The 19,765-nt window shown below is 65.4% G+C and carries 42 protein-coding genes and 2 pseudogenes; 41 read left to right on the forward strand and 3 right to left on the reverse strand.

The window, feature by feature from the left end; all coding sequences use genetic code 11:
• Positions 1–18: 18 nt before the first annotated feature.
• Positions 19–1,758, forward strand: coding sequence for a DNA cytosine methyltransferase (locus tag ACSP50_RS28360; RefSeq protein WP_014692745.1), 1,740 nt, complete (start codon positions 19–21; stop codon positions 1,756–1,758).
• 444 nt (positions 1,759–2,202) lie between these two features.
• On the opposite strand, the gene ACSP50_RS28365 is transcribed toward ACSP50_RS28360, so the two are convergent.
• Positions 2,203–2,403, reverse strand: coding sequence for a hypothetical protein (locus ACSP50_RS28365; RefSeq protein ID WP_043512357.1), 201 nt, complete (start codon positions 2,401–2,403; stop codon positions 2,203–2,205).
• A 165-nt stretch (positions 2,404–2,568) separates the two neighbouring features.
• Between ACSP50_RS28365 and ACSP50_RS28370 the strand changes: the two genes are divergently transcribed.
• The 20 genes and pseudogenes from ACSP50_RS28370 to ACSP50_RS44280 all read left to right on the forward strand — a co-directional run bounded on the left by ACSP50_RS28370 (position 2,569) and on the right by ACSP50_RS44280 (position 11,257).
• Positions 2,569–2,892 (forward strand): hypothetical protein, encoded by a 324-nt coding sequence (locus tag ACSP50_RS28370; RefSeq protein ID WP_014692747.1) that lies wholly within the window; start codon positions 2,569–2,571, stop codon positions 2,890–2,892.
• Between the two features lie 176 nt (positions 2,893–3,068).
• Positions 3,069–3,200 carry a hypothetical protein gene (locus tag ACSP50_RS44680; protein ID WP_255344709.1) on the forward strand — a complete coding sequence of 44 codons (132 nt, stop codon included), beginning with the start codon at positions 3,069–3,071 and terminating at the stop codon, positions 3,198–3,200.
• Entirely contained in the window at positions 3,197–3,727 is a 531-nt protein-coding gene (locus tag ACSP50_RS28380; RefSeq protein ID WP_014692749.1) for a hypothetical protein, read from the forward strand. Before ACSP50_RS44680 ends, ACSP50_RS28380 begins: the two co-directional genes overlap by 4 nt.
• Positions 3,724–4,101, forward strand: coding sequence for a hypothetical protein (locus tag ACSP50_RS28385; protein WP_014692750.1), 378 nt, complete (start codon positions 3,724–3,726; stop codon positions 4,099–4,101). The genes ACSP50_RS28380 and ACSP50_RS28385 overlap by 4 nt, the downstream gene beginning before the upstream one ends.
• Entirely contained in the window at positions 4,088–5,155 is a 1,068-nt protein-coding gene (locus tag ACSP50_RS28390) for a hypothetical protein (RefSeq protein ID WP_014692751.1), read from the forward strand. The genes ACSP50_RS28385 and ACSP50_RS28390 overlap by 14 nt, the downstream gene beginning before the upstream one ends.
• Before the next feature lie 10 nt (positions 5,156–5,165).
• Positions 5,166–6,338 (forward strand): hypothetical protein, encoded by a 1,173-nt coding sequence (locus ACSP50_RS28395; RefSeq protein ID WP_014692752.1) that lies wholly within the window; start codon positions 5,166–5,168, stop codon positions 6,336–6,338.
• Complete coding sequence (locus tag ACSP50_RS28400; protein WP_014692753.1) at positions 6,335–6,715, forward strand: hypothetical protein; 381 nt, start codon at positions 6,335–6,337, stop codon at positions 6,713–6,715. Before ACSP50_RS28395 ends, ACSP50_RS28400 begins: the two co-directional genes overlap by 4 nt.
• Positions 6,716–6,759: 44 nt before the next feature.
• Positions 6,760–7,176 (forward strand): hypothetical protein, encoded by a 417-nt coding sequence (locus ACSP50_RS28405; RefSeq protein ID WP_052311734.1) that lies wholly within the window; start codon positions 6,760–6,762, stop codon positions 7,174–7,176.
• A gap of 13 nt (positions 7,177–7,189) precedes the next feature.
• On the forward strand, positions 7,190–7,570 hold the full coding sequence (locus ACSP50_RS28410) for a hypothetical protein (protein ID WP_014692755.1): 381 nt from the start codon (positions 7,190–7,192) through the stop codon (positions 7,568–7,570).
• Positions 7,567–8,070 (forward strand): hypothetical protein, encoded by a 504-nt coding sequence (locus ACSP50_RS28415; protein ID WP_014692756.1) that lies wholly within the window; start codon positions 7,567–7,569, stop codon positions 8,068–8,070. Before ACSP50_RS28410 ends, ACSP50_RS28415 begins: the two co-directional genes overlap by 4 nt.
• Before the next feature lie 9 nt (positions 8,071–8,079).
• Positions 8,080–8,244 carry a hypothetical protein gene (locus ACSP50_RS42390; RefSeq protein WP_014692757.1) on the forward strand — a complete coding sequence of 55 codons (165 nt, stop codon included), beginning with the start codon at positions 8,080–8,082 and terminating at the stop codon, positions 8,242–8,244.
• Positions 8,241–8,519, forward strand: coding sequence for a hypothetical protein (locus ACSP50_RS28420; protein ID WP_014692758.1), 279 nt, complete (start codon positions 8,241–8,243; stop codon positions 8,517–8,519). The genes ACSP50_RS42390 and ACSP50_RS28420 overlap by 4 nt, the downstream gene beginning before the upstream one ends.
• Positions 8,520–8,524: 5 nt before the next feature.
• On the forward strand, positions 8,525–9,145 hold the full coding sequence (locus ACSP50_RS28425; RefSeq protein WP_080128040.1) for a hypothetical protein: 621 nt from the start codon (positions 8,525–8,527) through the stop codon (positions 9,143–9,145).
• A 288-nt stretch (positions 9,146–9,433) separates the two neighbouring features.
• A pseudogene (locus ACSP50_RS45170) lies at positions 9,434–9,565 on the forward strand (dCTP deaminase); the annotation flags it as partial.
• Positions 9,562–9,792 carry a helix-turn-helix domain-containing protein gene (locus ACSP50_RS45175; protein ID WP_043512363.1) on the forward strand — a complete coding sequence of 77 codons (231 nt, stop codon included), beginning with the start codon at positions 9,562–9,564 and terminating at the stop codon, positions 9,790–9,792. The pseudogene ACSP50_RS45170 and the gene ACSP50_RS45175, both read left to right, overlap by 4 nt.
• Complete coding sequence (locus ACSP50_RS28440) at positions 9,792–10,286, forward strand: single-stranded DNA-binding protein (RefSeq protein ID WP_014692761.1); 495 nt, start codon at positions 9,792–9,794, stop codon at positions 10,284–10,286. Before ACSP50_RS45175 ends, ACSP50_RS28440 begins: the two co-directional genes overlap by 1 nt.
• Positions 10,287–10,288: 2 nt before the next feature.
• Complete coding sequence (locus ACSP50_RS28445) at positions 10,289–10,483, forward strand: hypothetical protein (protein WP_014692762.1); 195 nt, start codon at positions 10,289–10,291, stop codon at positions 10,481–10,483.
• On the forward strand, positions 10,480–10,662 hold the full coding sequence (locus tag ACSP50_RS42395) for a hypothetical protein (RefSeq protein WP_014692763.1): 183 nt from the start codon (positions 10,480–10,482) through the stop codon (positions 10,660–10,662). Before ACSP50_RS28445 ends, ACSP50_RS42395 begins: the two co-directional genes overlap by 4 nt.
• Positions 10,659–10,901 carry a MarR family transcriptional regulator gene (locus ACSP50_RS28450; protein WP_014692764.1) on the forward strand — a complete coding sequence of 81 codons (243 nt, stop codon included), beginning with the start codon at positions 10,659–10,661 and terminating at the stop codon, positions 10,899–10,901. Before ACSP50_RS42395 ends, ACSP50_RS28450 begins: the two co-directional genes overlap by 4 nt.
• A 179-nt stretch (positions 10,902–11,080) precedes the next feature.
• The gene (locus ACSP50_RS44280) at positions 11,081–11,257 is read left to right on the forward strand and encodes a hypothetical protein (RefSeq protein WP_231956734.1); all 177 of its coding nucleotides are present in this window, start codon (positions 11,081–11,083) and stop codon (positions 11,255–11,257) included.
• 226 nt (positions 11,258–11,483) lie between these two features.
• Here the strand turns inward: ACSP50_RS44280 and ACSP50_RS28465 are convergent, their stop codons facing one another.
• On the reverse strand, positions 11,484–11,816 hold the full coding sequence (locus ACSP50_RS28465; protein ID WP_080128042.1) for a GIY-YIG nuclease family protein: 333 nt from the start codon (positions 11,814–11,816) through the stop codon (positions 11,484–11,486).
• Positions 11,817–11,819: 3 nt separating this feature from the next.
• Positions 11,820–12,056, reverse strand: coding sequence for a hypothetical protein (locus ACSP50_RS28470; protein WP_014692767.1), 237 nt, complete (start codon positions 12,054–12,056; stop codon positions 11,820–11,822).
• A 121-nt stretch (positions 12,057–12,177) separates the two neighbouring features.
• Here ACSP50_RS28470 and ACSP50_RS28475 point away from each other — a divergent pair, with 121 nt between their 5' ends.
• From ACSP50_RS28475 to ACSP50_RS28565, 20 genes and pseudogenes are all read left to right on the forward strand, one after another.
• On the forward strand, positions 12,178–12,465 hold the full coding sequence (locus ACSP50_RS28475) for a hypothetical protein (RefSeq protein WP_014692768.1): 288 nt from the start codon (positions 12,178–12,180) through the stop codon (positions 12,463–12,465).
• Positions 12,462–12,725, forward strand: coding sequence for a hypothetical protein (locus ACSP50_RS28480; protein ID WP_014692769.1), 264 nt, complete (start codon positions 12,462–12,464; stop codon positions 12,723–12,725). Before ACSP50_RS28475 ends, ACSP50_RS28480 begins: the two co-directional genes overlap by 4 nt.
• The gene (locus ACSP50_RS28485) at positions 12,722–13,048 is read left to right on the forward strand and encodes a hypothetical protein (RefSeq protein ID WP_014692770.1); all 327 of its coding nucleotides are present in this window, start codon (positions 12,722–12,724) and stop codon (positions 13,046–13,048) included. The genes ACSP50_RS28480 and ACSP50_RS28485 overlap by 4 nt, the downstream gene beginning before the upstream one ends.
• Positions 13,045–13,290: a hypothetical protein gene (locus ACSP50_RS28490; RefSeq protein WP_014692771.1), complete on the forward strand. Its 246-nt coding sequence runs from the start codon at positions 13,045–13,047 to the stop codon at positions 13,288–13,290. Before ACSP50_RS28485 ends, ACSP50_RS28490 begins: the two co-directional genes overlap by 4 nt.
• Positions 13,287–13,496: a hypothetical protein gene (locus ACSP50_RS28495; protein WP_014692772.1), complete on the forward strand. Its 210-nt coding sequence runs from the start codon at positions 13,287–13,289 to the stop codon at positions 13,494–13,496. Before ACSP50_RS28490 ends, ACSP50_RS28495 begins: the two co-directional genes overlap by 4 nt.
• Entirely contained in the window at positions 13,493–13,978 is a 486-nt protein-coding gene (locus ACSP50_RS28500; protein ID WP_014692773.1) for a hypothetical protein, read from the forward strand. Before ACSP50_RS28495 ends, ACSP50_RS28500 begins: the two co-directional genes overlap by 4 nt.
• Complete coding sequence (locus tag ACSP50_RS28505) at positions 13,975–14,391, forward strand: hypothetical protein (protein WP_014692774.1); 417 nt, start codon at positions 13,975–13,977, stop codon at positions 14,389–14,391. The genes ACSP50_RS28500 and ACSP50_RS28505 overlap by 4 nt, the downstream gene beginning before the upstream one ends.
• Positions 14,388–14,630 carry a hypothetical protein gene (locus ACSP50_RS28510; protein ID WP_014692775.1) on the forward strand — a complete coding sequence of 81 codons (243 nt, stop codon included), beginning with the start codon at positions 14,388–14,390 and terminating at the stop codon, positions 14,628–14,630. Before ACSP50_RS28505 ends, ACSP50_RS28510 begins: the two co-directional genes overlap by 4 nt.
• Entirely contained in the window at positions 14,630–14,860 is a 231-nt protein-coding gene (locus tag ACSP50_RS28515) for a hypothetical protein (protein ID WP_014692776.1), read from the forward strand. Before ACSP50_RS28510 ends, ACSP50_RS28515 begins: the two co-directional genes overlap by 1 nt.
• Positions 14,857–15,165: a hypothetical protein gene (locus tag ACSP50_RS28520; protein WP_014692777.1), complete on the forward strand. Its 309-nt coding sequence runs from the start codon at positions 14,857–14,859 to the stop codon at positions 15,163–15,165. The genes ACSP50_RS28515 and ACSP50_RS28520 overlap by 4 nt, the downstream gene beginning before the upstream one ends.
• 91 nt (positions 15,166–15,256) lie before the next feature.
• Entirely contained in the window at positions 15,257–15,559 is a 303-nt protein-coding gene (locus tag ACSP50_RS28525; protein WP_014692779.1) for a hypothetical protein, read from the forward strand.
• Positions 15,556–15,771: a response regulator transcription factor gene (locus ACSP50_RS28530; protein ID WP_014692780.1), complete on the forward strand. Its 216-nt coding sequence runs from the start codon at positions 15,556–15,558 to the stop codon at positions 15,769–15,771. The genes ACSP50_RS28525 and ACSP50_RS28530 overlap by 4 nt, the downstream gene beginning before the upstream one ends.
• Complete coding sequence (locus ACSP50_RS28535; RefSeq protein ID WP_014692781.1) at positions 15,768–16,004, forward strand: hypothetical protein; 237 nt, start codon at positions 15,768–15,770, stop codon at positions 16,002–16,004. The genes ACSP50_RS28530 and ACSP50_RS28535 overlap by 4 nt, the downstream gene beginning before the upstream one ends.
• Positions 16,001–16,375 carry a hypothetical protein gene (locus ACSP50_RS28540; RefSeq protein WP_014692782.1) on the forward strand — a complete coding sequence of 125 codons (375 nt, stop codon included), beginning with the start codon at positions 16,001–16,003 and terminating at the stop codon, positions 16,373–16,375. The genes ACSP50_RS28535 and ACSP50_RS28540 overlap by 4 nt, the downstream gene beginning before the upstream one ends.
• Entirely contained in the window at positions 16,375–16,773 is a 399-nt protein-coding gene (locus tag ACSP50_RS28545) for a helix-turn-helix transcriptional regulator (protein WP_014692783.1), read from the forward strand. Before ACSP50_RS28540 ends, ACSP50_RS28545 begins: the two co-directional genes overlap by 1 nt.
• Positions 16,752–17,015 (forward strand): hypothetical protein, encoded by a 264-nt coding sequence (locus tag ACSP50_RS42400; protein WP_014692784.1) that lies wholly within the window; start codon positions 16,752–16,754, stop codon positions 17,013–17,015. The genes ACSP50_RS28545 and ACSP50_RS42400 overlap by 22 nt, the downstream gene beginning before the upstream one ends.
• 306 nt (positions 17,016–17,321) lie before the next feature.
• Entirely contained in the window at positions 17,322–18,107 is a 786-nt protein-coding gene (locus ACSP50_RS42405) for a GIY-YIG nuclease family protein (protein WP_014692785.1), read from the forward strand.
• Positions 18,107–19,042 (forward strand): hypothetical protein, encoded by a 936-nt coding sequence (locus tag ACSP50_RS42410; protein WP_014692786.1) that lies wholly within the window; start codon positions 18,107–18,109, stop codon positions 19,040–19,042. The genes ACSP50_RS42405 and ACSP50_RS42410 overlap by 1 nt, the downstream gene beginning before the upstream one ends.
• Entirely contained in the window at positions 19,035–19,481 is a 447-nt protein-coding gene (locus ACSP50_RS28560; RefSeq protein WP_014692787.1) for a hypothetical protein, read from the forward strand. Before ACSP50_RS42410 ends, ACSP50_RS28560 begins: the two co-directional genes overlap by 8 nt.
• Positions 19,432–19,710 (forward strand): annotated as a pseudogene (locus ACSP50_RS28565) (DnaB-like helicase N-terminal domain-containing protein); the annotation flags it as partial. The gene ACSP50_RS28560 and the pseudogene ACSP50_RS28565, both read left to right, overlap by 50 nt.
• Positions 19,711–19,765: the final 55 nt, after the last annotated feature.

Here is a 19,765-nt window from a genome sequence, read left to right on the forward strand (position 1 = left end):
GAAGAAGGCGGCGGCCTGATGCTGCGCCTCTACGACGAGTTCGCCGGCGTGGGCGGTACTAGCCACGGCGCATCCTACGTGCCCGGGATTGAGGTGTATGCGGCAGCAAACCATGACCGGCACGCCGTTGACTCGCACAACCTGAACTTTCCCGGTGCTCGGCATTTCCAGGCCGACATCACGAAGCTGCCGGTCGAGAAGATGCCATACGCGGAGTTGTTTTCGGCGAGCCCGGCTTGCCCGGCCTGGACAGATGCGAACGGGGTGAAGCGGGACTTCGACCGGGCCAACGCAGAAGCGCAGACACTGTTTGACCTGGCCGAGGCGGAACCTGATCCCGCGCTGAAGAAGCGGCTCGAGGAGTACAAACGCTCTCGGCTGCTGATGAAGGAAATCCCCCGTTACCTGCGCGCCATGAACGGCCGCGGAACACCAGTGCTGGCCGGGATGATGGAAAACGTCATCCAGTGCCGCAAGTGGCATGAGTGGGATGCCTTCCTCCGCGAGATCCGCAACATCGGCCGCGGCTACCACCTGTGGTTTTTCGCTCTGAATGCCATGCACATGGAGCCAGTTCGTTCGCTGAAGACTCCGCAGTCCCGCAACCGGCTGATCATCGCCTACGTCCACAAGAGCATCGGGCGGCTGCCGGACTGGGACAAGTGGCTGCGTCCGCACGCCCACTGCCCGTCGTGCGACATGAGGGTTCAGGCAATCCAGGTGTTCAAGAAGCCCGGCGCGGATATGGGCGCCTACGGCTCGCAGTGGGTGTATCAGTGCCCGAGGGTTTCCTGCCGGGGTCGCGAGGTGTTCCCAGCGACGCTGGCCGCGTTGGCTGCGATCGACCCGAGCGTTCCTGGCATCCGGATCCGCGATCGGGCCGCGCATGGTCTTCCCGACCTGAAGGACGCCACCTTGGGGCGGTTGCGGGCCGGGGTGCGCCGATACTGGGCGCCGCTGATGGTTCCGGGCGAGGGCCGCGACGGCAAAACGGCCGCGCCAGCATCGGCCCCGTTGCGGACGCAGACGTGCCGCAACGAGACCGGGTACGCGTACGCGCCGTTCCTGTCGCCTGCTGGCGATACCTGGCGTAACGCTCCTTCATCGGCACTCGATCCGATGCCGACCAGGACAACACGGGAATGTGATGGGGTGGCTTCGTTGCCGCTTCCGCCGTTCATCACCCCGCTGCGCGGCGGAGGCGACAAGGAGAACGCCCGGCGCATCTCCGAGCCGCTATCGACGGTCACTGCCTCCGGTAACCATCACGGCTTGGCGTTGCCTCCGCTGATCACGCGCCAGAATTCGGGTCACGAAGAGTCCGGGACCACGCCGGCCACCGAGGCGATCAGGATGGTGACGGCGAGCGGTAAGCAGTCCGTAGCGTTCGCCCGGCCACTGCTGGTCCCGTATTACGGGGCGTCGACTTCGGCGTTGCCGTCGTCGCAGCCGATCGGCACGCTGACTACTAAGGACAAGTACGCGCTGGTCACCTCGGATGCGGACAGGATTGCTAATAGTTTCGACCTGGACGACGTGCTGTTCCGCATGCTGGAGCCGCACGAGATCGCTCGCGCTCAGTCATTCGCGCCAACGTATCGAACCTCGACAACCACGAAGCGGATCAACGTTCGTCTTTTCGGGAATGCCGTACCTGCTTCGATCGCCGAGGTCGTCTTCTCGGCGCTGACCGAATGCATTAGCGGCGAAGAGTTGGATCGGTTCATCGAGCCGCGGGATCTGGCGGTGGCAGCATGACGGCCCGGTCGTGGTGGCGTGCTGTGCTGACTCGTCGCTCGTCCGAGCCTGCGCGTGTCTGCACGATGACGCGAGCCGTTCCGCCGCGACGCCGGTCTCCGGATTACCAGTCCGTGCGCTGGATAGACAACCGGCAAGGCAGCGCCGTTAACGGTCCCGCTGACGCCCGCTGGCGATGGTAGTCGGCATGGCGGGATGTAGCGGTTCGTTGACGACGGCGATCGCCATCGGTCAAGACGCCGTCGCCGCCGCTGGCATGAGCGGCCGTGCGTCGCCGGCGGTAGTCGTCTTGAACAGGGCTGATGCGCGGCCTACGGCGGGATGGCGGGATTGCCGGTCGTGTGTGCAGCTAGCTGGCGGTCAGAACGTGGCCTGTGTCGCCGAGCGGCAGCGGGAGTCGCGCGCGGGGTTGCCCTGGTTGTGGCGGAGTGATGCCGCGTGAAGTTAGGCGTCGGCTTCGGGCTTTGCGGGGCGGGTCTTTTTGACGGGTCCGCGCCGCTTGCCCGGCAGTGGTGTGTCCGGGTTGTCAAGTCGCCATTCGATGTAGGCCTTGAGATCGGCGGACCGGCCGGCGTCGCCGACGAGCTTGCCGTATTCCTTCCAGGTCTCTTCGTCCATGCGGAAGCGGCGCAAGTTGTCGGGCACGACGCCAGCGTAGGTGCTGATCTTCGCGTGAGGCAACGACTGTGGCGACAGGTCACTTCCGTGTCTGGTTCGCAGGATCCCTTGAGTCATGACACAAGTGTGGCTACAGTTGTGGCTACAGCGCAAGGCGTGAGCCCATCCGAACCCTCACCGAAGGAGCCCCCTGTGCGCACCAAGACCCGTACCACCGTCAACCTCAAGCCCGGCATGGTCATCAAGACCGTCGCGTCCGACAGCACCGAAACTCTCCTGCCCGCCACCTACCGGGTGGTCGCGAGTAACACGAAGACGACTCCGTACGCCGAGCGCTGCATCAAGTTCACTGACGGCACGCACATCATGACCGCTCTCACGTGGGAGTACTCGGTCGCTCGCGGCAAGGCCGCCCGCAACGCCGCGAAGCAGCGGGCCGCGCTCATTCCGAGCTTCGCGCTCGCCGACGCGCTGAACCTGCTCAGCGCTTACACGGCTGGCGCGGTGACCGCATGAGGCGGAAGTTCTTTGTCCCGGCTGACGTGGTCTTGCTGCGCACGGGCGCTGAGGTTCCGTCGTCGGCCTTCGACACGATCTGTCGGGCTGTTGAAACTCTGCTCGACCAGGGTCACAGGGGCGCGGTGTACGAACTGGTGGGGATGGCTCGGGTTCCCGGACACCAACCTGCCGGCATGTCTGGCGCGGTTCTGGAGCGGATCGGTCTGCTCCAGAACGGGCTCCTGCACCAGGACACGGCAGCCGTGGTCGACGCCATGTTCGACGCTGAGGGCACGAGCGTCGTGGTCGCGGCGGTGTTCGCATGACCGCCGCTGCCAGCTTCGACCGGGCCTACTACGAGGTTCCTCGTACCGCTGCCTGCCCGTTCTGCCGGTCACCGCGCGGCTCGGACTGCCGCAGCATCGGTGGCTACACGGTCGGCTTCCATGCAGCTCGGATCAAGGCTGTCGCGCACCTGAACAGGCAGCAGCGGGACGACGCTGTCCAGAAGCTTCGGGCTGAGGAGAAGGCTCGACGCGACAAGACGGAAGCGATCCTGGCGAAACCCCTGACCGCGGATCAGTTGGCGACCCGTGCGGCTATCGACGCGGGCTTTCAGCAGATCAAAGAGGCGGCTCGGGCGCGGGAGAAGCAGATGTACGCGCGCTGCCGTGACCCGTGGCTGCACAACGAGGCCTGCGAGTGCCGGCTGGGCCGGCCGTATGCGCATCCGGAGCCGAAGCCGCGTGTCATCCGGGACGTCACCGACCTGGCCGAAGTCCGTGCTCGGCTGAGTGAGGCCGGCGAGCAGGCGCTTGCTGACGCGCTGGCCGAACTGGCAGGTGCGCGGTGAGCGGCCCGATCCCGGTGCGGGTGACCCGGTACAAGGACCCGCACTGCGGGCATACCCACTCGTCCCGGCAGCGCGCGGTCGAGCACATGGCTCGCTGCTGGTGGAACCCCGACGCCCGTGGCTGCAAGACGTGCCGGCACTTCGTTGGCCCGTGGCAGTCCATGGGCGAGGAACGCTGCGAGGTGGGCGTCAACCTCGGTGGGCGGCCTGCGTGCCGCGGCTGCGGAGGTCACGGCTGGCGCGACAACAGCGCGGGTGGCGAGGTGAAGCGCACCTCGGAGACGACGGTGGGGCACATCGACGACGGCTGCGAGATCAAGCCCGGCCCGGTCGTTGGCTGCGAGATGTGGGAGGCCGCAGATGCCGATCACTGAGGGTGCCGAACAGACACTAACGGTCCGCGAGTTCCCGTTCCACTCGGTGGAGGAATCGGACGACGGCCGCTGGTACATCATCGACGGGCAGCGGCTCATGTCTGTCACCACAGCGTTCAACGCGATCGCGAAACGCGGCCTGATCCCCTGGGCCGCCGGGCTTGCCGCGGAGCAGGCGTTTGCTGATCTGCCAACGTTGGTGTCTGCCTCGCGGCGCCGGTTGTGCGACAACACGTGGTCGCGGTGCCGCCACGAACCGGCTGAGTCATGCGAGAAGTGCCCGTGCCGGGTGTGCCGGCTCTGCGTGCAGAAGTGGATCGCCGACCGACACGTGCGGGAGACCGCCCGCCGCGCCGATGAGGGCACCCGTGTTCATGACGTTGCGGAGTGGTGGTCGTTCCACGGAACCATCCGCGACCACGACCCGGACATCGCCCCGTACGTGAAGACGTTCCAGGAATTCGTCACCGATTACGGCGTCGTGCCCGATGATGTGCTGCTCGCTGAGGCGCTGCTGGTGCACCGGGACATCGGCGCCGCAGGCACGACCGACGGGATCATCCGGTTCAGAGCCGAGCGATCCGAGGCTGCGGCGAAGCTCATCTCGCGGATGCTGACCTATGCGGGCACGCCGGTGAAATGGCGGCAGGCGCAGAAGCAGAAACTCACCCTGGACCTGCTGATCGACTACAAAACCCGTGAGGGCGACGACCCGCACATCTACCCGGAGTACGCGCTGCAGGAAGCCGGCTACCGCCATTTCCCCGTCGTCCGGATCAAAAACTCGGACCATGAGGAGCCGCTGCAGCCCACCGACGGCGGCGTCATCATCCAGCTCCGGCCCGACGGATACACAGTCCGCCCGGTCGTCTGTGACCGCAACACCTATGAGCAGGGGTTTTTACCTGCCCTGAACTTGTACCGCTGGCTGACCGAGTCCGGTCATGCCGCGGTGTCCAGCCGCACCTTTGTCCTCCCGGAGACGGTGGCCGCCCGCGCCCGCAAGGCCGCGCAGGAACAGGCCATCTCCCCCGCCACCGCGTCCGAAGCCTGAGGAGTCACCCATGGCCATAAAGACCCTGCAGCAGCGTCTGACCCAGGTCGGTGTGATCCGGCTCGGTCAGAAGGTACCGACCAGCAACGGCAACACCCGACCGGGAAAGCTGGAGACGCTGCGCTTCACCAGCCCCTCACGTCCCCTCATCGATGCTGTCGCAAAGCTGTACGGCGGCGAGGTGAAGGCGTGGCAGGCCAACACCGGCCCGCAGTGGGAAGTCATCACCGGCGTCAAAGAGATCCCGGTACTGGTGCCGCCGCAGCGGATCGACCCGAACATGGAGCACTGGGGTAACGGCTACCGCGATCGCATGTGCGACGGGGAAACCGAAACCATCCGGCAGCGTCCGTGTCTGTGCGCGCAGATGCAGCAGGGCGGCCGGCGTATCGACTCCCGGGAGTTGTGCAAGCCGACGACGCGCATGTCGGTGATGCTCGCCGATGTTCCGTCACTCGGCACCTGGAAGATCGAAAGCCACGGCTGGAACGCTGCCGCCGAGCTGCCGACCCTCGCTGCGTCGATCGAGTCGGCGCCGCAGCCGATCCCGGCCCGCCTCGAGGTGCAGGTACGGGAGAAGAAGGACTTCGACCCGTCCAAGCCGCAGGGCAAGCAGATCGAGTCGAAGGTGTTCATGGTGCCGGTCCTGCACTTCGACTGGCTGACCCCGGCACAGGCGTTCGGCGGCGAGTTGGGTGCGGCGGCGCGGGCTGCGTTGGGTGCGGCAGCCGTGCAGCGGCACGCCATCGAGTCGGCGCAGGCCGAGCGGGCGCGGCCGAAGTTGACTGCCGAGGACGTTCAGACGCTTGCCGACGAGGCGGAGACGGTCAAGCAGGTGCAGGACTTGTGGCGGGATGCCGCGAAGGACGGCGTGCTGACCGAGAAGCTGCAGGCGGTTCTGAAAGCGCGTGCCGCCGAGCTGACGCCGGCACCCGCAGCCGAGAAGGACAGCCATACGTCCCCTGGCTCGCAGGTGGAAGTGGATGAGGTGGTTGACGCCGAGTTCGCTGATGACGCTGATGCAGTGTTCGTCCAGATCCAATCGGTGGCCGGCGAGTTGCGCTGGAGTGCCGCCGAGTTGGAACAGCGGGTGCAGCAGTTCTTGAACAAGTCATCGGACGATGCGGACGCATTCGACCTGACCCGCCTTCTTGAGGCGATCAAGGCCGGTGAGGTGCGGTGACCGACCTAGAAAGCGGCAGTGCCACCGAGGAGATTTACAACCCGGTGACGGTGGAACAAGCCATCCAGAACTGCGCGGACCGCATCGCAAAAGGTGTGCGAATCGTCGCCAGCCGGTACAAGACCTACCAGGCCGCGAAACGGACCTTGGACCGCGCTAGAGCGCAGGCGTTCCTTCACTATCCCGGCACACAGGCCGAGAAGAAGCATGCGGCGGAGCTGGCGACAATCGAGGAACGGGATGCCCGGGACTCGGCGTACGAGGAGTACAAGTACGCGCGTGAGTTGGCTGCGGCTCTTGAGGATGAGCTGCGTGCTCTTCAGTCGATCAACAAGTCGGTAACGTCGGCGTACAACGCGGTCGGGGTGAACCGGTGAGCACTCTGCGCGCGATCACACTTCGAGCTCCCTGGTCTGAGGCTGTGGCGGTCGGGGCGAAGCTCGTCGAGAACCGGGCCGTCAATATCAAGTGGCGGGGCGAAATCGCCATCCACGCCGGCATGCAGGCGGATCCGGCTGCCGACAGTGACTCCCGGATCATCGGCCTGCTGGGCGAGAACGCCAGCCACGCCGCGACCCGCGGCGCGATCGTTGCTGTCGCCCGGCTGGTCGGCTGCCATCAAGCCCGTCAGCCGGACGACCCGTCGCTGACCTGCTGCGGCCGGTGGGGCATGCGCCTGTACCGCGGTAAACCGGCCTGGCACCTCGTTCTAGCCGACGTGCGCCGGCTGCCCAAGCCGGTGCCGTGCCGCGGCTATCTGCACATCGGCTGGTGGGCGAAGGACGCCGTTGAGGCGGAGGTCCGCGCCCAGCTTGATTCTTCCCTCTCCGCTGCCTAAGGAGGCGAACCGTATGAATTCCTGGAATCACGCCGTATCGGCCGCCCGGAAGTGGGGCGGCGAACCCGATCACTACATCGCCGTCGAGGAGTTTCTGGACTCCTCTAAAGAGATCTTCGGCGACGTACGTCATCGCTCCATGTACCACCACACCGCAGGCGTTTGGCTGTGCCAGCGCATCTTCGGCCGCACTATCACCGTGCCGAAAATCAACGGGCACGGCAGCGTCGACATCCCCGTCCGTCTGATCGCGGAACGGCACGTCATCGAAGATCTCGGCTGGCTTCCCTCCCCCGCCGACTACATCGCCGGCATGCCGATCAAGCCGTGGATGTCGGGATCACAGCGCAAAGAACTTCCCCTCTCTCACCTACTGCAAGGAGAACCCGCATGAGCCGTCACGCTAACTTCCTCGGCATTCCGGTCGAGGGCGACATCACCCGCGGAGACAAGCGTGTCCCGCAGAAGCCGCTGTCCGAGCTGGAGCCACTGATGAGGGCCGTTCTTGACGATCCGCACATGAAGGCGTTCGGCTGGGAGCAGTACACCCCGTACTTCAACGACGGGGAGCCGTGCGTCTTCTCCGTCGGGTCACCGTGGTTCCTGACGGTCAACGATCCAGACCCGGACGATATTGACGACACGTACGAGTACGGAGTCGACTACGGGGACCACCCTTCCCTCGGCCGCCGTGAGTTTGACTGGCGCGACCGGGAACGTATTCCGGGCGCTTACACGGGGCCTGATGAAGCCCGTTACGACCGTGTCCGGGCACTGTCGGATGCCATTAGTTCGGGCGCGTTTGAGGATGTGCTCCTGGAGGCGTTCGGTGACCATGCGCAAGTGACTGTTCGGCCGTCCGGGATCACCGTCGACTCCTACTCCCACGACTGAGGTGGCGTGATGGATCTGATCGCCGATGACTACCTGCAGCATTTCGACCGTGACCCGTGGGCTGACGCCCGGGTGCTGATCGCCGGGCAGGGCGACGTACTGCGGGCACCGTCCGACACCGACCGACCCGCTTGGGATCGGTCCGACGATGACGACTACTGGGATGCGTCGTGATCGGCTGGTGGAAGCGGCGCAGGGAGCAACAGCGCCGGTATGACGAGCAGCGGGTGCTGCAGGCGATCCGGATGCTGCGGCCGTCGCAGGCTGGCGGCTATCCGATCGGCCGGCTGGCTCACATCAGTCAGCCCCGTGTGCATGCGGCGCTGGACCGGCTGCAGGCGGCGGGTGTTGTGGCGTCCGAGTGGGAGCCGGGCCCAGTCTCCGAGTTCCGGCCGCGGCGGCGCCTGTACAGGATCGCCGGATCGCGGCTGGTGGAGGTAGGCCGGTGACCGTTATGACCAAAACTGAGACCCGCACGTGGACTCTCCGGATCCCGGCGCCGGCAAAGATGCTATCGGCCAACGACCGTCCCCACCACCAGGCCGCCAGCCGGATCCGGAAGGCGTGGCGTGAGGCAACGTTCACGCTGGCGCGGCAGGCGAAGCTTCCGACCGGGCTGGAGCGGGTCCGGATTGATGTGTGCCTGCATCACACGGTAGCTAGGAACCGCGACGACGCGAACTGGCATCCGTACGTACTCAAACCGATTGCGGATGGGCTCGGCCCGACGAAGACCTCTCGGCAGCGTAACGGCGAGATCAGGGTGGATGTCGGGTACGGGCTGATCCCGGACGACAACCCGGCGCACCTGGATGGGCCATTTCCAGTGCTGGGCGAAAAGGTGTCGCGCAAGGAGTACCCGCTTGGCCTGGCCGTGGTCACGATCGTCGACCTGACCGGGCAGCCGACGGGCGGTTTCGAGACCGAGCGCCGGCTGATGTCGGCGACGACGGCATGGACGTTCCGGTGCCCGGCTCGGCATCAGATCGTGGTGACGGTTCGCAGGCTAGAAGACTCCGGCCCGTATCGGAATTTGTTCATGGAGCAGCATGCCGGCTGCGAGGCGCAGCCATGACCGCCGCAGTGAAGCCCATTCGCCCGTCGGCTGGCCCGTGCAACTCCGGCACTGTGCTGGGTGAGGTGACGGCGCCGTGTGGCCGCCCGGACACGCGCCCGTATCCGGGCGGGCCGCGGCGTGAGGCGCACAAGCCTCAGCCGCAGCCTCGGTTCCGTGCGGTCAAGGCGGAGGCTGCCTAATGCTGCTGTCCGACCGTGACCTGCGAGCTGAAATCCGGGCTGGTGAGCTCGGCTTGGAGCCGTTCGAGTCGTCCCTGGTGCAGCCTTCCAGCATCGACGTACGCCGCGGCTGTCGTCCCCGGCTGAGGTTCCGTACGGGACGGCGTCGTTGGGCTCGCGTTACATGGGGCAGCGCGGGCCGACAGCGTCCCGATCGTGGCAGAACTTCCGAACCTGGCCTACCGGTGGTGGCCAGTGACTTCCGTTGACCCGATCATCGCCCAGCTACGCGACCGCCGGAACCAGCGCGGTCTCAAGCCATACGTTCTGGCTGGGTTGGCTGGGCTGTCGCAGCAGTACGTCTACCGCACAGAGGCCGGGCTGCACAGCCCCCGCCTTGACACCCTCCGCGCTTGGGCTGACGCCCTGGGCTACGACCTTGCCCTCGTCTGTCGTGAGCGCACCGACGAAAGGATGCCAGCCTGATGGCCGGAGAAACAGTGATCACCGTTGTTGGCAACATCGTCGCGGATCCGGAGCTGAGGTACACGCAGTCCGGTGCCGCGGTCTGCTCGTTCCGCATTGCTTCTACCCCACGCGTTTTTGACAAGCAGACGCAGGACTACCGCGACGGTGAGCCACTGTACCTGTCCTGCAGCGTGTGGCGGGAGCCCGCCGAGCATGTCGCCGAGTCGCTGCAGCGCGGCGCCCGGGTAATCGTGCAGGGCCGGCTGAAGCAGCGGTCATATGAGAAGGACGGCGAGAAGCGCACCGTCGTCGAGCTGGACGTGGACGAGATCGGGCCATCGCTGAGGTACGCGACGGTGAAGGTGCAGAAGGCGCAGCGGTCCGGTGGTGACGGCGGACTACGGCCGCAGCAAGCGCCTCGCGGTGGCGGTGATCCGTGGGCAACGCAGGGCGCTCGATCGGCAGCAAGCTCAGGCGGTCAGCGTTCGTTCGACGACGAGCCACCTTTTTGATCATGACTAGAGCGTCAGAGCTGGTGCAGGCACTCGCCGAAGCGATGCATGAGGTGCAGTGCCTGCCCGGCACCAAGGGCTACCACAAGTACTCCGCAAATCATCGCGAGCCGGAGCAGCGGCGGGCCGCCCTGAACCTCAACCCGCTTGCTGCGGCCGGTCACATCCTGTCCCCCGTGCCTGTGGAGGCGTCATGACTATGCCCGATACCCGATCAATGACGGGCCGGCTCTTCGATGCGCTGGCCGAGAATCAGCGGCTGCGAGCATTTGTGGAGCAGGTAGCCCTGCTGGATGACCCGGAAGCTGAGCCGTTCGGCAAGCGCATTGTGAGTGCCGTCAGCTTGGCGGCTGCCGCTCGTAAGGTGCTGCGGTGAGCGCCAAGGTGGTGCCTCTGTTGTCTGGCACGCAGCAGCGGATCCTCACGTTCATCCAGTCCTACGCTGCAGAGAAACAGTTCCCGCCCACCATGAAGGAGATCGGGGCCGGTGTGCACCTGTCCCCGTCTGCGGTCGCCCACCAGCTGATCCGGTTGCAGGGCGCCGGGTGGATTAGCCGGGTGCCTAATACGCCGCGGGCGATCCGGGTGCTGGACCCGGAGACGGGCGGCGACTGATGGTCCGGCTGGCTGACGGCTTCGAGTGGGCAACGACGGGCGAGCACCGGGACGAGTGGTGTGTGCGCCGCACTGGGTTGCCGCAGATGTTGTGCGGGCGGTCGTTCAACGGCACGGGTCGGCGTGGAGGTTGGGCGCCCGCGCAGCAGCCGGCCGCAACCCCGGAAGGCGCCCACCCGTTGTGCGTCGTTCTGGCCGAGGCGCAGCACGGCCTGTGCCCGGTGTGCGGTTGGGACATTGCGACCGAGGACGGGTTGATCGTCGGGCACGGCCGGTGGCAGGTCACGCGGGACGGGGTGGAGAGCAGCGACGAGCCGTGTGCGGGTGCCGGTCAGGTGCCGGAGGTCGGCGGGTGACCCTTCTCGCCCAGCGCCTCCCGGGCGCGCTCAAACCATTCGGGCGAAACCAAGTACGACTGCGTCTCGCCGCTGACGGTTACTGGCGTGGGTTCGGGGCCCACCTCGTACGGCACCAGTACGGCCCGCGCGATGTTCCTCGACCCATGCCTGATGATGGTCGACTCGCCACGCATAAAGGCCGCTTCCACCCTGCTGCCGAGTTGGACTCTGAGTTCACTCAAACTCATCCCCGGTACGCAGGCTGCCGGTTAGTGATCCGCGGGCCTGGCCGGTGCGCGATGTTGAAGACCGGGCGTTTAACAATGATCGCCGCAATCTCTTCGGCCTCAGCGTGGCCTTTGGTCTCCCGCCAGTAGACCAGCGTCCGCGTCAGGTCAGCCTGGCCCCACCATGCCGAGTTGGCTCGGTGGGATTCAAAGCGAACCGACGGGCTTCCCGTGATGCCGACGTAGAGCAGCACACCCGCGTCGTTGTAAAAGCGGTAAATGCAGCAGGGGTCAAGCCAGCCCGTAGGGCGCGGCGGCACGACGGGCAGACGCAGCGTTGTCAGGGTCACGCTCTACCGCGCAAGCTTCAGTTCGGTGGTCTTGCCGTCTCGCCAGTCTTCGTACGCCCGGCAGATGCGGCGGACGTGCTCGCGGGTGTAGCCCATCTGCTTTACCACGTCAGACTGGCGGACGCGACCGGTGGTGACGGCTTCACCGATGGCCTTGAACAGCTCATCCCGGCGGGTGTCGAGCGCCTTCTCGGCGCGGCGGTAAGCGGCGAGTACGTCGGCAAGCTGTTTGTCCGTCACAGACAAATACTGGCAGACACGAAGGTGGCCAACACCGGGTGGCACTGAAAGCTGACTTGTCATGCCACCAACTGTAGGCCACACTGAGGTGGCATCCAATACCGCAGACGGAGGAGCATTCATGACCAACGACCACCTTCGCGGCCCATGGCAGGCCGTTCTCAGCTATCGCGGGGAGCCCCTGCCTGACATCGCAGCTCTCAACGGCGAAGACGGTGCCGACTTCAGCATTTGCCGGGGCACTGCCATCCCTGTCGATCTCGGTGGCGGTCTCCTCGACTGGCCGCGCAGCTTCTCCGGCGACGACGTCATCGAATTATGGGAAGACGTCGAGTACGACGAGGCCAAGATCCGCTGGGTGCAGGTTCAGGCCATGGTTGCCGGCCTCAACGCGGCAGGTACGGCGTGACCGCTCAGACCGATCACGATGACCTGGTCGCTCAGATCGTCACCGCATCGTTCAGCCTGACCCGCGACACCGCCACCCGCCTGATCGACTCGCTTACCGAGCAGTTGGCCGACTCGCAGGCCGAGGTTGATGCGATCCGCCACCGGGTGCAGGCCCTGCTCGATAGCGACTACACGCCAAACGCAGATGCAATCCTGCGGGCGTTGTGGCCTGACGCCAGCACACGAGATGCGTTCCGCCGCGACAAGGAGGCCCAGTGACCCTCACCCGTTTCCACACCACCGAGCCGTTCGACGGCGGCGAAGGCGGCTTCTTCCACTGGTGGGTTTCTAACGGCCCTCACATGCTCGCCTTGACCGTTATTGAGTCCAGCACCAAGGCCCGCTTCAACGAGATCTACATGCACCAGCCGTCCAACGACGGTGGCTGCCGGTTCCACGACGGCTGCGAGCCGTCCGCCCTGTCGAACCCGGTCATCCGCGACACCCTGGACCGGATCGTCGCGGCCGGCACCACCGACGACGCCGTGTATGCCGAGTTGGAGCGGCTACACGGCGAGATCTTCGCAGAGGTGGCCCGATGAGCATCTCTGTTCGCTACCACGTCGACCCCCACGAGCCGCTGGCCATCTACCGCGGTAACGAGTGGATCGGCTCCATGTTCTCCCCGATCGACGCCGCAGCCGCGGTGATCCACCTCAACCGCGGCCTGCGCGAGTGCCTGTGCGAGATGGACGGGCCCGCCTCACGCAACGAGGACTGCGACGGCCAGTGCTGCGGCGTGGGCATGTGCTCTTGCTCGGCCACTGCGGAGGTTGACCGATGACCGACTTGGACCTCGATGCAGTCCGTGACCGCGTCGACAAGGCCCACCGCTGGGCTGACTGGCAGTCGCTGGCCGTGCCCGCAGCGGTACGCCTCCACTTCACCGACGACGTGCCCGCCCTGATCAGCTACATCCAGCATCTCACCACTGAGCTTGCTGCCACGCGGCAGATGCTCGACGTCCTCACCCGGGAGGAAACCCGATGACCACGAAGATCCCGTCCTTTCCGGCCTGCACCGTCGTCACCTCGAACGGGCCCGTGACTGTGCCCTGCGAGCCGATCAGTGACGACCTTGCCATCACCCCCGTTTTCGGCATGACCGAAGACTTCCGCGCGGTCCTCGGCGGAGACTTCCTCATCACCCACCGGGCAACCGGACTGCACGTTTCTGACGGGCCGGGCTGCATCGAGTGCTGCCGGTCGGCCGGGAAGGCTCTGGTGGCGACTGGGGTCGACTGGTCGGCGATCACCGCTGGAGGTGGGGCCGAGTTCATGCGAGCACTGCCGGACGAGACCCGGCGGGCGGTAGCCGAGGCGCGCACCGTGAGCTGGTCCTGCGACATCGAGTACTGCAATCCGTGGCCCGAAGGCGCTACTGCCGAGCGCGCCCAGTCAAAGACGAACCACCTGAGGCAGATCGTCGAGCAGAACGCGCGAATTGTGGCAGCTCAGGAGGCCGGGCGATGACCCCGATCGACCGCCTGAACCGTGCCAACGAGCTCGCCGCGACGCCCGGCGAGCACGGCACCCGCGAGGAGTGGATCCGGCACTACGCCGCGCAGGCCATGGCCGCGTTTGCCGGCTTCTACGACGTGACCCACGAGCCGAGGACCGGGAACGACCGCCCAGAGATCGGCTACCTGGCGCTCATCGGCCAAACCTCGGTCGCCGCGGTTCTCGGCCTCGACGCGTCCCCTCGTGACCTGCCGTCCTTGCTGTGGCATTACGACCCGGACGGCGACGCCCTCAACGGCGAAAGGATCGAAGAATACATCGTCTCCGTTCTCGACCGGGCAGGCATTAACCCGGCCGACCTCAACGAGCGATACGAGACCAGCCACTTCCGCAGCCCCAGCCGTGCGGCGGAGGTAGCCCGGTGAGCTACGACTCTCGTGCATACGACAATGAGCACGGCGACCCGGTGGTCGTCCTGGTCGCCGAAGGCACCCACGACGTATCCCGGCTGATCAACCTGCTGACCGTCGGCAACTGCGAACAGATCAGCCTCGGTCGGAAGGTCCTGCAGCAGGTACGCCGACACAATGGCGGCCGGGCTGCTCTGCAACTGCTGGCCGCGCACGGCGGCCCGGACTTTCTCCACGACGATGAGGTGGCCTGATGCTGACCGCTCAGACCCTGCACGAAACCCTCGTGCGCGCCACCCTGGACCAGGCTGCTGCCGGCGGCTGCAACAAGTGCGTGCCCAACGTGTGCAGCGACCACTTCACCCCCGGGATCGAGGAAGCCGGCTGGAGCGCGGTCGCTGAGCGCATGGACCGGTGGGCCGCGAGCGGCTACAGCGGCGACTGGCAGGACGCGGAATACGACGATCCGGAGGCGGCATCATGACCGATCAGGCCCAGCCGATCGAGCACATTGAGGACATCCCTCCAGAACTACGCGGTCTGTTCCTCGAACACTTGAAGGCGGCTCGGCACGTGCAGGAAGAGGAGATCAAGGCCCTGCACGCCAAGCTTCGTGAGGCTACTCGCCGCGGGTACGACTTGGCCCTAACCACCCTCAAAGACGAAAGCCTGTACATGCAGTGGTGGAACTCGTCGCACTGCAGCCCAGACGGCCCGGCCCGTGAGCACTACCTGCGCTACCTGACCGACACTGCGCCCGGCGGTGTTTTCTGGGAGGTGGCCCGATGATCACGTGGATCGACACTCTTACCGACCGGCTGTGGGCCAACAAGCCCGATGCCGAATTCCGAGACCTGTTCACACCGGTGACGGTGACTGCATGACCATCTTCCCCGACTGGCGTGCAATCGGCGCTGTCATGCACTGGGCCAGAACCGTCGGAGCCGACGTCAAGGTCACCAAATACCGGCAGTACAGCCCTGCATACATCTGCCACCAGTGGACCCTGCCGACCGGGGCGCGTATCACCGTCGGCTCGTACGCAGGTAGTACCAACCCGGACATGACCGTCGTCAACGGCGCCGCCCGCTACGACGGCGAACCGACGTCCGCAGCCGATGCCCTCAACACTCTCGGCGTTCTCGGTGTCATTCCGGCCGCGCTGATGGAGCTAGCCCAGTGACCGCGCCCGCCGCGGCCCGGCCGCTCACCCCACGCCAACAAGAAACGCTGCGCTACATCGCCGCCGGCCACACCAACACCGACACGGCAAAGCTGATGGGTGTCGGCATCACCACGATCAAAGCCAACATCAAGGCGATCCTCGCACGGCTCGGCGCCCGCAACGCCGCCAACGCCGTCTACCTAGCGTTCAAGACGGGGGAACTGACATGACGATCCCCGGATACCTCGACAAACACGAAGGCCGCTGGCGGCTCATCTGGCGCGACGACGACGGTACCCTTCGCCAGTTCACCGCCCACAACATCGACGTCGTCACGGCGTACGCCACCAAGCACGGCATCCGCGTGACAACACCGCGGCCCATCCTGACCCTGCAGCCACACGCCGACGAGCCCGACCGGATCATGCCGGACGGGCCACTGAACATGAGGTTCAGCGGGTGAGCGGCATCAACATCGACAACCTGCCGCCCACCCAGCAGCTCATCCTGGATGTACTTGCCGCCCGCTACCGGCTCGGCGAGCAGGTGTGGCCGCTCCACACCACCGTGCAGAAGCCGCTGCGCGAGCTCGCCGATCGCGGCCTCGTCACACTCCTCAACGGCATCGTCGAGAAAAGCATCCGGGCACGGCTTACCGACGCCGGCCAGGCGCTCACCCTCCACGAGCAGTACCAGCCGCCGAATGGCGGGATCGGAAGGTATCGGCAAGCACTCGAAGACATCCGCGCGTTCGCCGTGGCCCGGTCGGAGCGGCCCGGCATGGACGGCATTGCGGAACTCGCGGGACAGGCCCTCAAAGTGGGACCGCGGTGATGGAACCGACCGACGAGCTGATCGCCGCTGCCAAACGGCGCATGGACATCAACGGCGCTACCCCGATCGACGCGTGGCTGGAAGCCGTCATCAACGACATCCTTGCCATCATCAAACGCGACTACCGACTGATCCCCAAACCCGGCGCCGCAAGACCACGCCGAATCTCCCGGGTGGAACACGACCATGCCGCTCTCAAGTGGGCGCGCAAGCAGGCCGGATGGAAACAAGCTGACCTGGCGAAAGCTGTCGGAATCTCGGCGTCGCTGCTATGCGAAGCCGAGAAGGGTACTCGGGGCTTGTCGCGCAAGGTGCTCACCGACATCGCCGCGACGCTCAGGTGCCCGGTCTCGGTGTTCGACCGGAAGGAGACGCCATGGATGCACGGGCAGCAGTAGGCGACTTCCCGTACGTCTGGGCGTGGTCGACGCGCACCTTCGAGTACCCGGGTGTTCGCGTGCGGGTGCCGTGGTTCGGTGACGGCGTGGACCGGGCCAGCCAGCCCTGTCGAGTGCTGGTGCGTGGCGGCATGAACAGTGCGCTGATCGAGTTCGCGGACGGCTACCGGGTGTTGACGTCGCGAGGTGGGATCAGGCGGGCAAAGAGCACATCATCCGAGCCAGCTACACGTCTTTCGTGATTCCGTTCTAATAGTTCAACAAGGCGACATAGATACCCTCACCTAATTGATCATTGTCGGGCTGGAATCGCACAAAGGAGGCGGGCCGAAACGTGGAATCGAACGCCGGTTCGACTAAGATAAAAAGACGCGCGGCCAACAGTGTCCTACCACCGATGACCGCGCTAACCCGCTCCTCACGCTTCTGTTCTCAGACAACGGAAGGGAGGTTCAGGCTGTGTTGAAGCCTAGAACCCCATCGTACGTCACGCACCACACACACGCAGCCGCCGCTGTCACCATCCAGACCGTGGCGGTGATTGCCTGATGGCACGCATCTCCGTCGGCCGCGCCGAGCTCGAAAACCGGCCCCACATCCTCTACCGGTTCTACGACCGCACCGGCGTCCTGCTCTACGTCGGCATCACCGTCGACTTCGCCGACCGCATGGCAACCCACGCCAAAGAAAAAGACTGGTGGGTACGTGTCGACCGCAGCGCCACCCAGGTCGACTACTACGACAGCCGGCGCGCAGCCCTAGACGCCGAGCGGGAAGCGATCAAAGCAGAGAAGCCGCTGGAAAATGACCAGCACAACGTCTTCATGGAAGCTTCTGCCGCAACACTAGGCAGCCAGTCACCCTGTGGAGATAGATGCACGACCGCTTGTCGTAGCCATCATGAAGATAAGTGGTGGCAAGGGCGCGATGATCTTGCCGTTATGGTCATCGACGAGGTACGAGGAGTCCTGGGCGAAGACCAGCGCCTTCTTGATGCGGCGAAGTTCGCCGCAGCGCATCTGGAACTTCCGGTGCCGGAGCGGACTTATCCAGACGACAACGCTGTGGTCCTCACTGCGCTTTCACTTGTCGAGCGGGTTGCTGATGACACTGCCCGGCTTCGCTTGATTGCCCGGTACGTCTTCGATGCAGTACCTGCCGGCATGCTGGCAGCCGCAACCGAAGCGGCGGAGCGCGACTGGTCCTGCGCGGGAGAACCAGAGGCGCCCTGGGAAGACAAAATGGTCGACGTACTTCGACACCTGAGCTACCTACTCGCCAAATCTTTCAATCAGCCACGGCCGGGCCGTAGCCGGAAGCAGGTACAGGTCTAATGCCACGCATCCGAACGGTCAAGCCGGATTTTTGGAAGTCTGAGAGCATTGCCGTTCTCCCATTTCGGGCACGTCTGTTTTTTATCGGACTGTGGACCTACGTTGACGACAACGGCGTTGGACTCGACAACTTTAAGTTGATCGCCGCCGAACTTTTCGGCCTTGAGGAGGATCCTCGCGAGGCCCGTAACAACGTTCGCGAGGATCTCGCGAGGCTTCACGCAGCCGGTCGGATAGTTCGTTACACCGTCAACGGCAAGCGTTACCTGGCCGTTGTCAACTGGAACGAGCATCAAAAGATCGACAGGCCAGGCAAGGCGCGCTACCCCGGACCCGAGGATCCCGGCGCACAGCATCTGAGCAGCGAAAACGCTGGGCAGGCTGACGAGCCGGAGACAGCATTCGCGACACCCTCGCGAGAGCCTCGCGAAACACTCGCGCCCGGAATAGGGAAGAAGGAACAGGGAAAAGAGGAACAGGGAGAACTACTACCCCCACCGCCTCCGCCGGTGAGGACACCGGCGCCCGGCGCCGACGATGACCCCAACTGGTGCAAGTTTTGGGACGCCTACCCGCTCAAGGTGTCAAAGAAGGAAGCACGCACCCGTTACGCCGCAGCCGTCCAAAAGGGCGCCAAGCCGGAGGACATCATCGCCGGCGCCGAGTCCTATCGAGACCGCGTCCGACGTGAAGGCATCCCCAGGGACAAAACCAAGCATCCCGACGGGTGGCTTTCCGGTGAACGATGGAACGACGAGATGGACATGGGGGACGCCCAGCCGAGGAACGCAGCTGCCCACGACCTTCAAGGCCGCGGAAGCTCCGAACTTGCTCGTCGCGCCCCCATTCCGCGCTCCCCCGCAGATCAGCGGGTTGCCGACAACCAAGACCTGTATCAGAGGTACCGCAAGCTTGAGGAGGCTCAGCATGGATAAGGCCGAGGTGGTGCTGCTGCTGACCCTGGCAGCCACCTTCGACTACCGGCGCATCGGTGAGGCCGACGTCGAAGCCTGGTACCTGGCGCTCGACGACATCGACTTGGACGACGCGAAAGCCGCGGTGGTACGGCATTACCGGGATCAGACCGACCGGTTGATGCCCGCGCACGTCCGGGCCGGCGTGAAGGCGATCCGTGCGGAGCGGCGCCGTTTGGAGCCGTCGGAGGCGCTGCAGTTGCCGTCGAAGTTTGAGGACGACATGAACCGGCAGGTGCGTATGCAGGCCGGCGGGGCGCATGTGCGGGAGGTGCTGGCGGCGGTCGGCCATCACCTCGAAGCGCAGTCACCGCCTTCGGTATCGGCCATGGACCAGTTGAGGGCGCTCACTGCGGGCCCTAACTGGGACGCTGACGCCTCGGAGGTGTCCGGTGAGTGACAGGGTGCCCCCACACGACGTTGAGGCGGAGCAGGCCGTTCTGGGCGGCATGCTGCTGTCGGCTGCGGCAGTCGACGAAGTCACCGAGATCATCACCGGTACTGACTTCTACCGGCCGGTTCATCGCACCGTGTTCGAGACGATCCTGACGCTGCACGGTAAAGGGGAACCGGCTGACGCGCTCACCGTGGCCGCCGCCCTAGCTGTACTGACCACGGACGTTGGTGACGGGGAGATCTTGAAATAGGTGAGGGCCTTCGGGTTCGGTGTGGATTGCGACGTCC

Origin of the sequence: Actinoplanes sp. SE50/110, assembly GCF_900119315.1 — a bacterium.
Taxonomy (GTDB): Bacteria; Actinomycetota; Actinomycetes; order Mycobacteriales; family Micromonosporaceae; genus Actinoplanes.

Bases quoted from the DNA above. Each gene is read 5' to 3' on its own strand.
- ACSP50_RS28360 (WP_014692745.1), top strand. From the start codon at position 19: ATGCTGCGCCTCTACGACGAGTTCGCCGGCGTGGGCGGTACTAGCCAC.
- ACSP50_RS44680 (WP_255344709.1), top strand. From the start codon at position 3,069: ATGTCTGGCGCGGTTCTGGAGCGGATCGGTCTGCTCCAGAACGGGCTC.
- ACSP50_RS28380 (WP_014692749.1), top strand. From the start codon at position 3,197: ATGACCGCCGCTGCCAGCTTCGACCGGGCCTACTACGAGGTTCCTCGT.
- ACSP50_RS28390 (WP_014692751.1), top strand. From the start codon at position 4,088: ATGCCGATCACTGAGGGTGCCGAACAGACACTAACGGTCCGCGAGTTC.
- ACSP50_RS28395 (WP_014692752.1), top strand. From the start codon at position 5,166: ATGGCCATAAAGACCCTGCAGCAGCGTCTGACCCAGGTCGGTGTGATC.
- ACSP50_RS28410 (WP_014692755.1), top strand. From the start codon at position 7,190: ATGAATTCCTGGAATCACGCCGTATCGGCCGCCCGGAAGTGGGGCGGC.
- ACSP50_RS28415 (WP_014692756.1), top strand. From the start codon at position 7,567: ATGAGCCGTCACGCTAACTTCCTCGGCATTCCGGTCGAGGGCGACATC.
- ACSP50_RS42390 (WP_014692757.1), top strand. From the start codon at position 8,080: ATGGATCTGATCGCCGATGACTACCTGCAGCATTTCGACCGTGACCCG.
- ACSP50_RS28425 (WP_080128040.1), top strand. From the start codon at position 8,525: ATGACCAAAACTGAGACCCGCACGTGGACTCTCCGGATCCCGGCGCCG.
- ACSP50_RS28440 (WP_014692761.1), top strand. From the start codon at position 9,792: ATGGCCGGAGAAACAGTGATCACCGTTGTTGGCAACATCGTCGCGGAT.
- ACSP50_RS28445 (WP_014692762.1), top strand. From the start codon at position 10,289: ATGACTAGAGCGTCAGAGCTGGTGCAGGCACTCGCCGAAGCGATGCAT.
- ACSP50_RS42395 (WP_014692763.1), top strand. From the start codon at position 10,480: ATGACTATGCCCGATACCCGATCAATGACGGGCCGGCTCTTCGATGCG.
- ACSP50_RS28475 (WP_014692768.1), top strand. From the start codon at position 12,178: ATGACCAACGACCACCTTCGCGGCCCATGGCAGGCCGTTCTCAGCTAT.
- ACSP50_RS28490 (WP_014692771.1), top strand. From the start codon at position 13,045: ATGAGCATCTCTGTTCGCTACCACGTCGACCCCCACGAGCCGCTGGCC.
- ACSP50_RS28495 (WP_014692772.1), top strand. From the start codon at position 13,287: ATGACCGACTTGGACCTCGATGCAGTCCGTGACCGCGTCGACAAGGCC.
- ACSP50_RS28500 (WP_014692773.1), top strand. From the start codon at position 13,493: ATGACCACGAAGATCCCGTCCTTTCCGGCCTGCACCGTCGTCACCTCG.
- ACSP50_RS28505 (WP_014692774.1), top strand. From the start codon at position 13,975: ATGACCCCGATCGACCGCCTGAACCGTGCCAACGAGCTCGCCGCGACG.
- ACSP50_RS28515 (WP_014692776.1), top strand. From the start codon at position 14,630: ATGCTGACCGCTCAGACCCTGCACGAAACCCTCGTGCGCGCCACCCTG.
- ACSP50_RS28520 (WP_014692777.1), top strand. From the start codon at position 14,857: ATGACCGATCAGGCCCAGCCGATCGAGCACATTGAGGACATCCCTCCA.
- ACSP50_RS28525 (WP_014692779.1), top strand. From the start codon at position 15,257: ATGACCATCTTCCCCGACTGGCGTGCAATCGGCGCTGTCATGCACTGG.
- ACSP50_RS28535 (WP_014692781.1), top strand. From the start codon at position 15,768: ATGACGATCCCCGGATACCTCGACAAACACGAAGGCCGCTGGCGGCTC.
- ACSP50_RS28545 (WP_014692783.1), top strand. From the start codon at position 16,375: ATGGAACCGACCGACGAGCTGATCGCCGCTGCCAAACGGCGCATGGAC.
- ACSP50_RS42400 (WP_014692784.1), top strand. From the start codon at position 16,752: ATGGATGCACGGGCAGCAGTAGGCGACTTCCCGTACGTCTGGGCGTGG.
- ACSP50_RS42405 (WP_014692785.1), top strand. From the start codon at position 17,322: ATGGCACGCATCTCCGTCGGCCGCGCCGAGCTCGAAAACCGGCCCCAC.
- ACSP50_RS42410 (WP_014692786.1), top strand. From the start codon at position 18,107: ATGCCACGCATCCGAACGGTCAAGCCGGATTTTTGGAAGTCTGAGAGC.
- ACSP50_RS28560 (WP_014692787.1), top strand. From the start codon at position 19,035: ATGGATAAGGCCGAGGTGGTGCTGCTGCTGACCCTGGCAGCCACCTTC.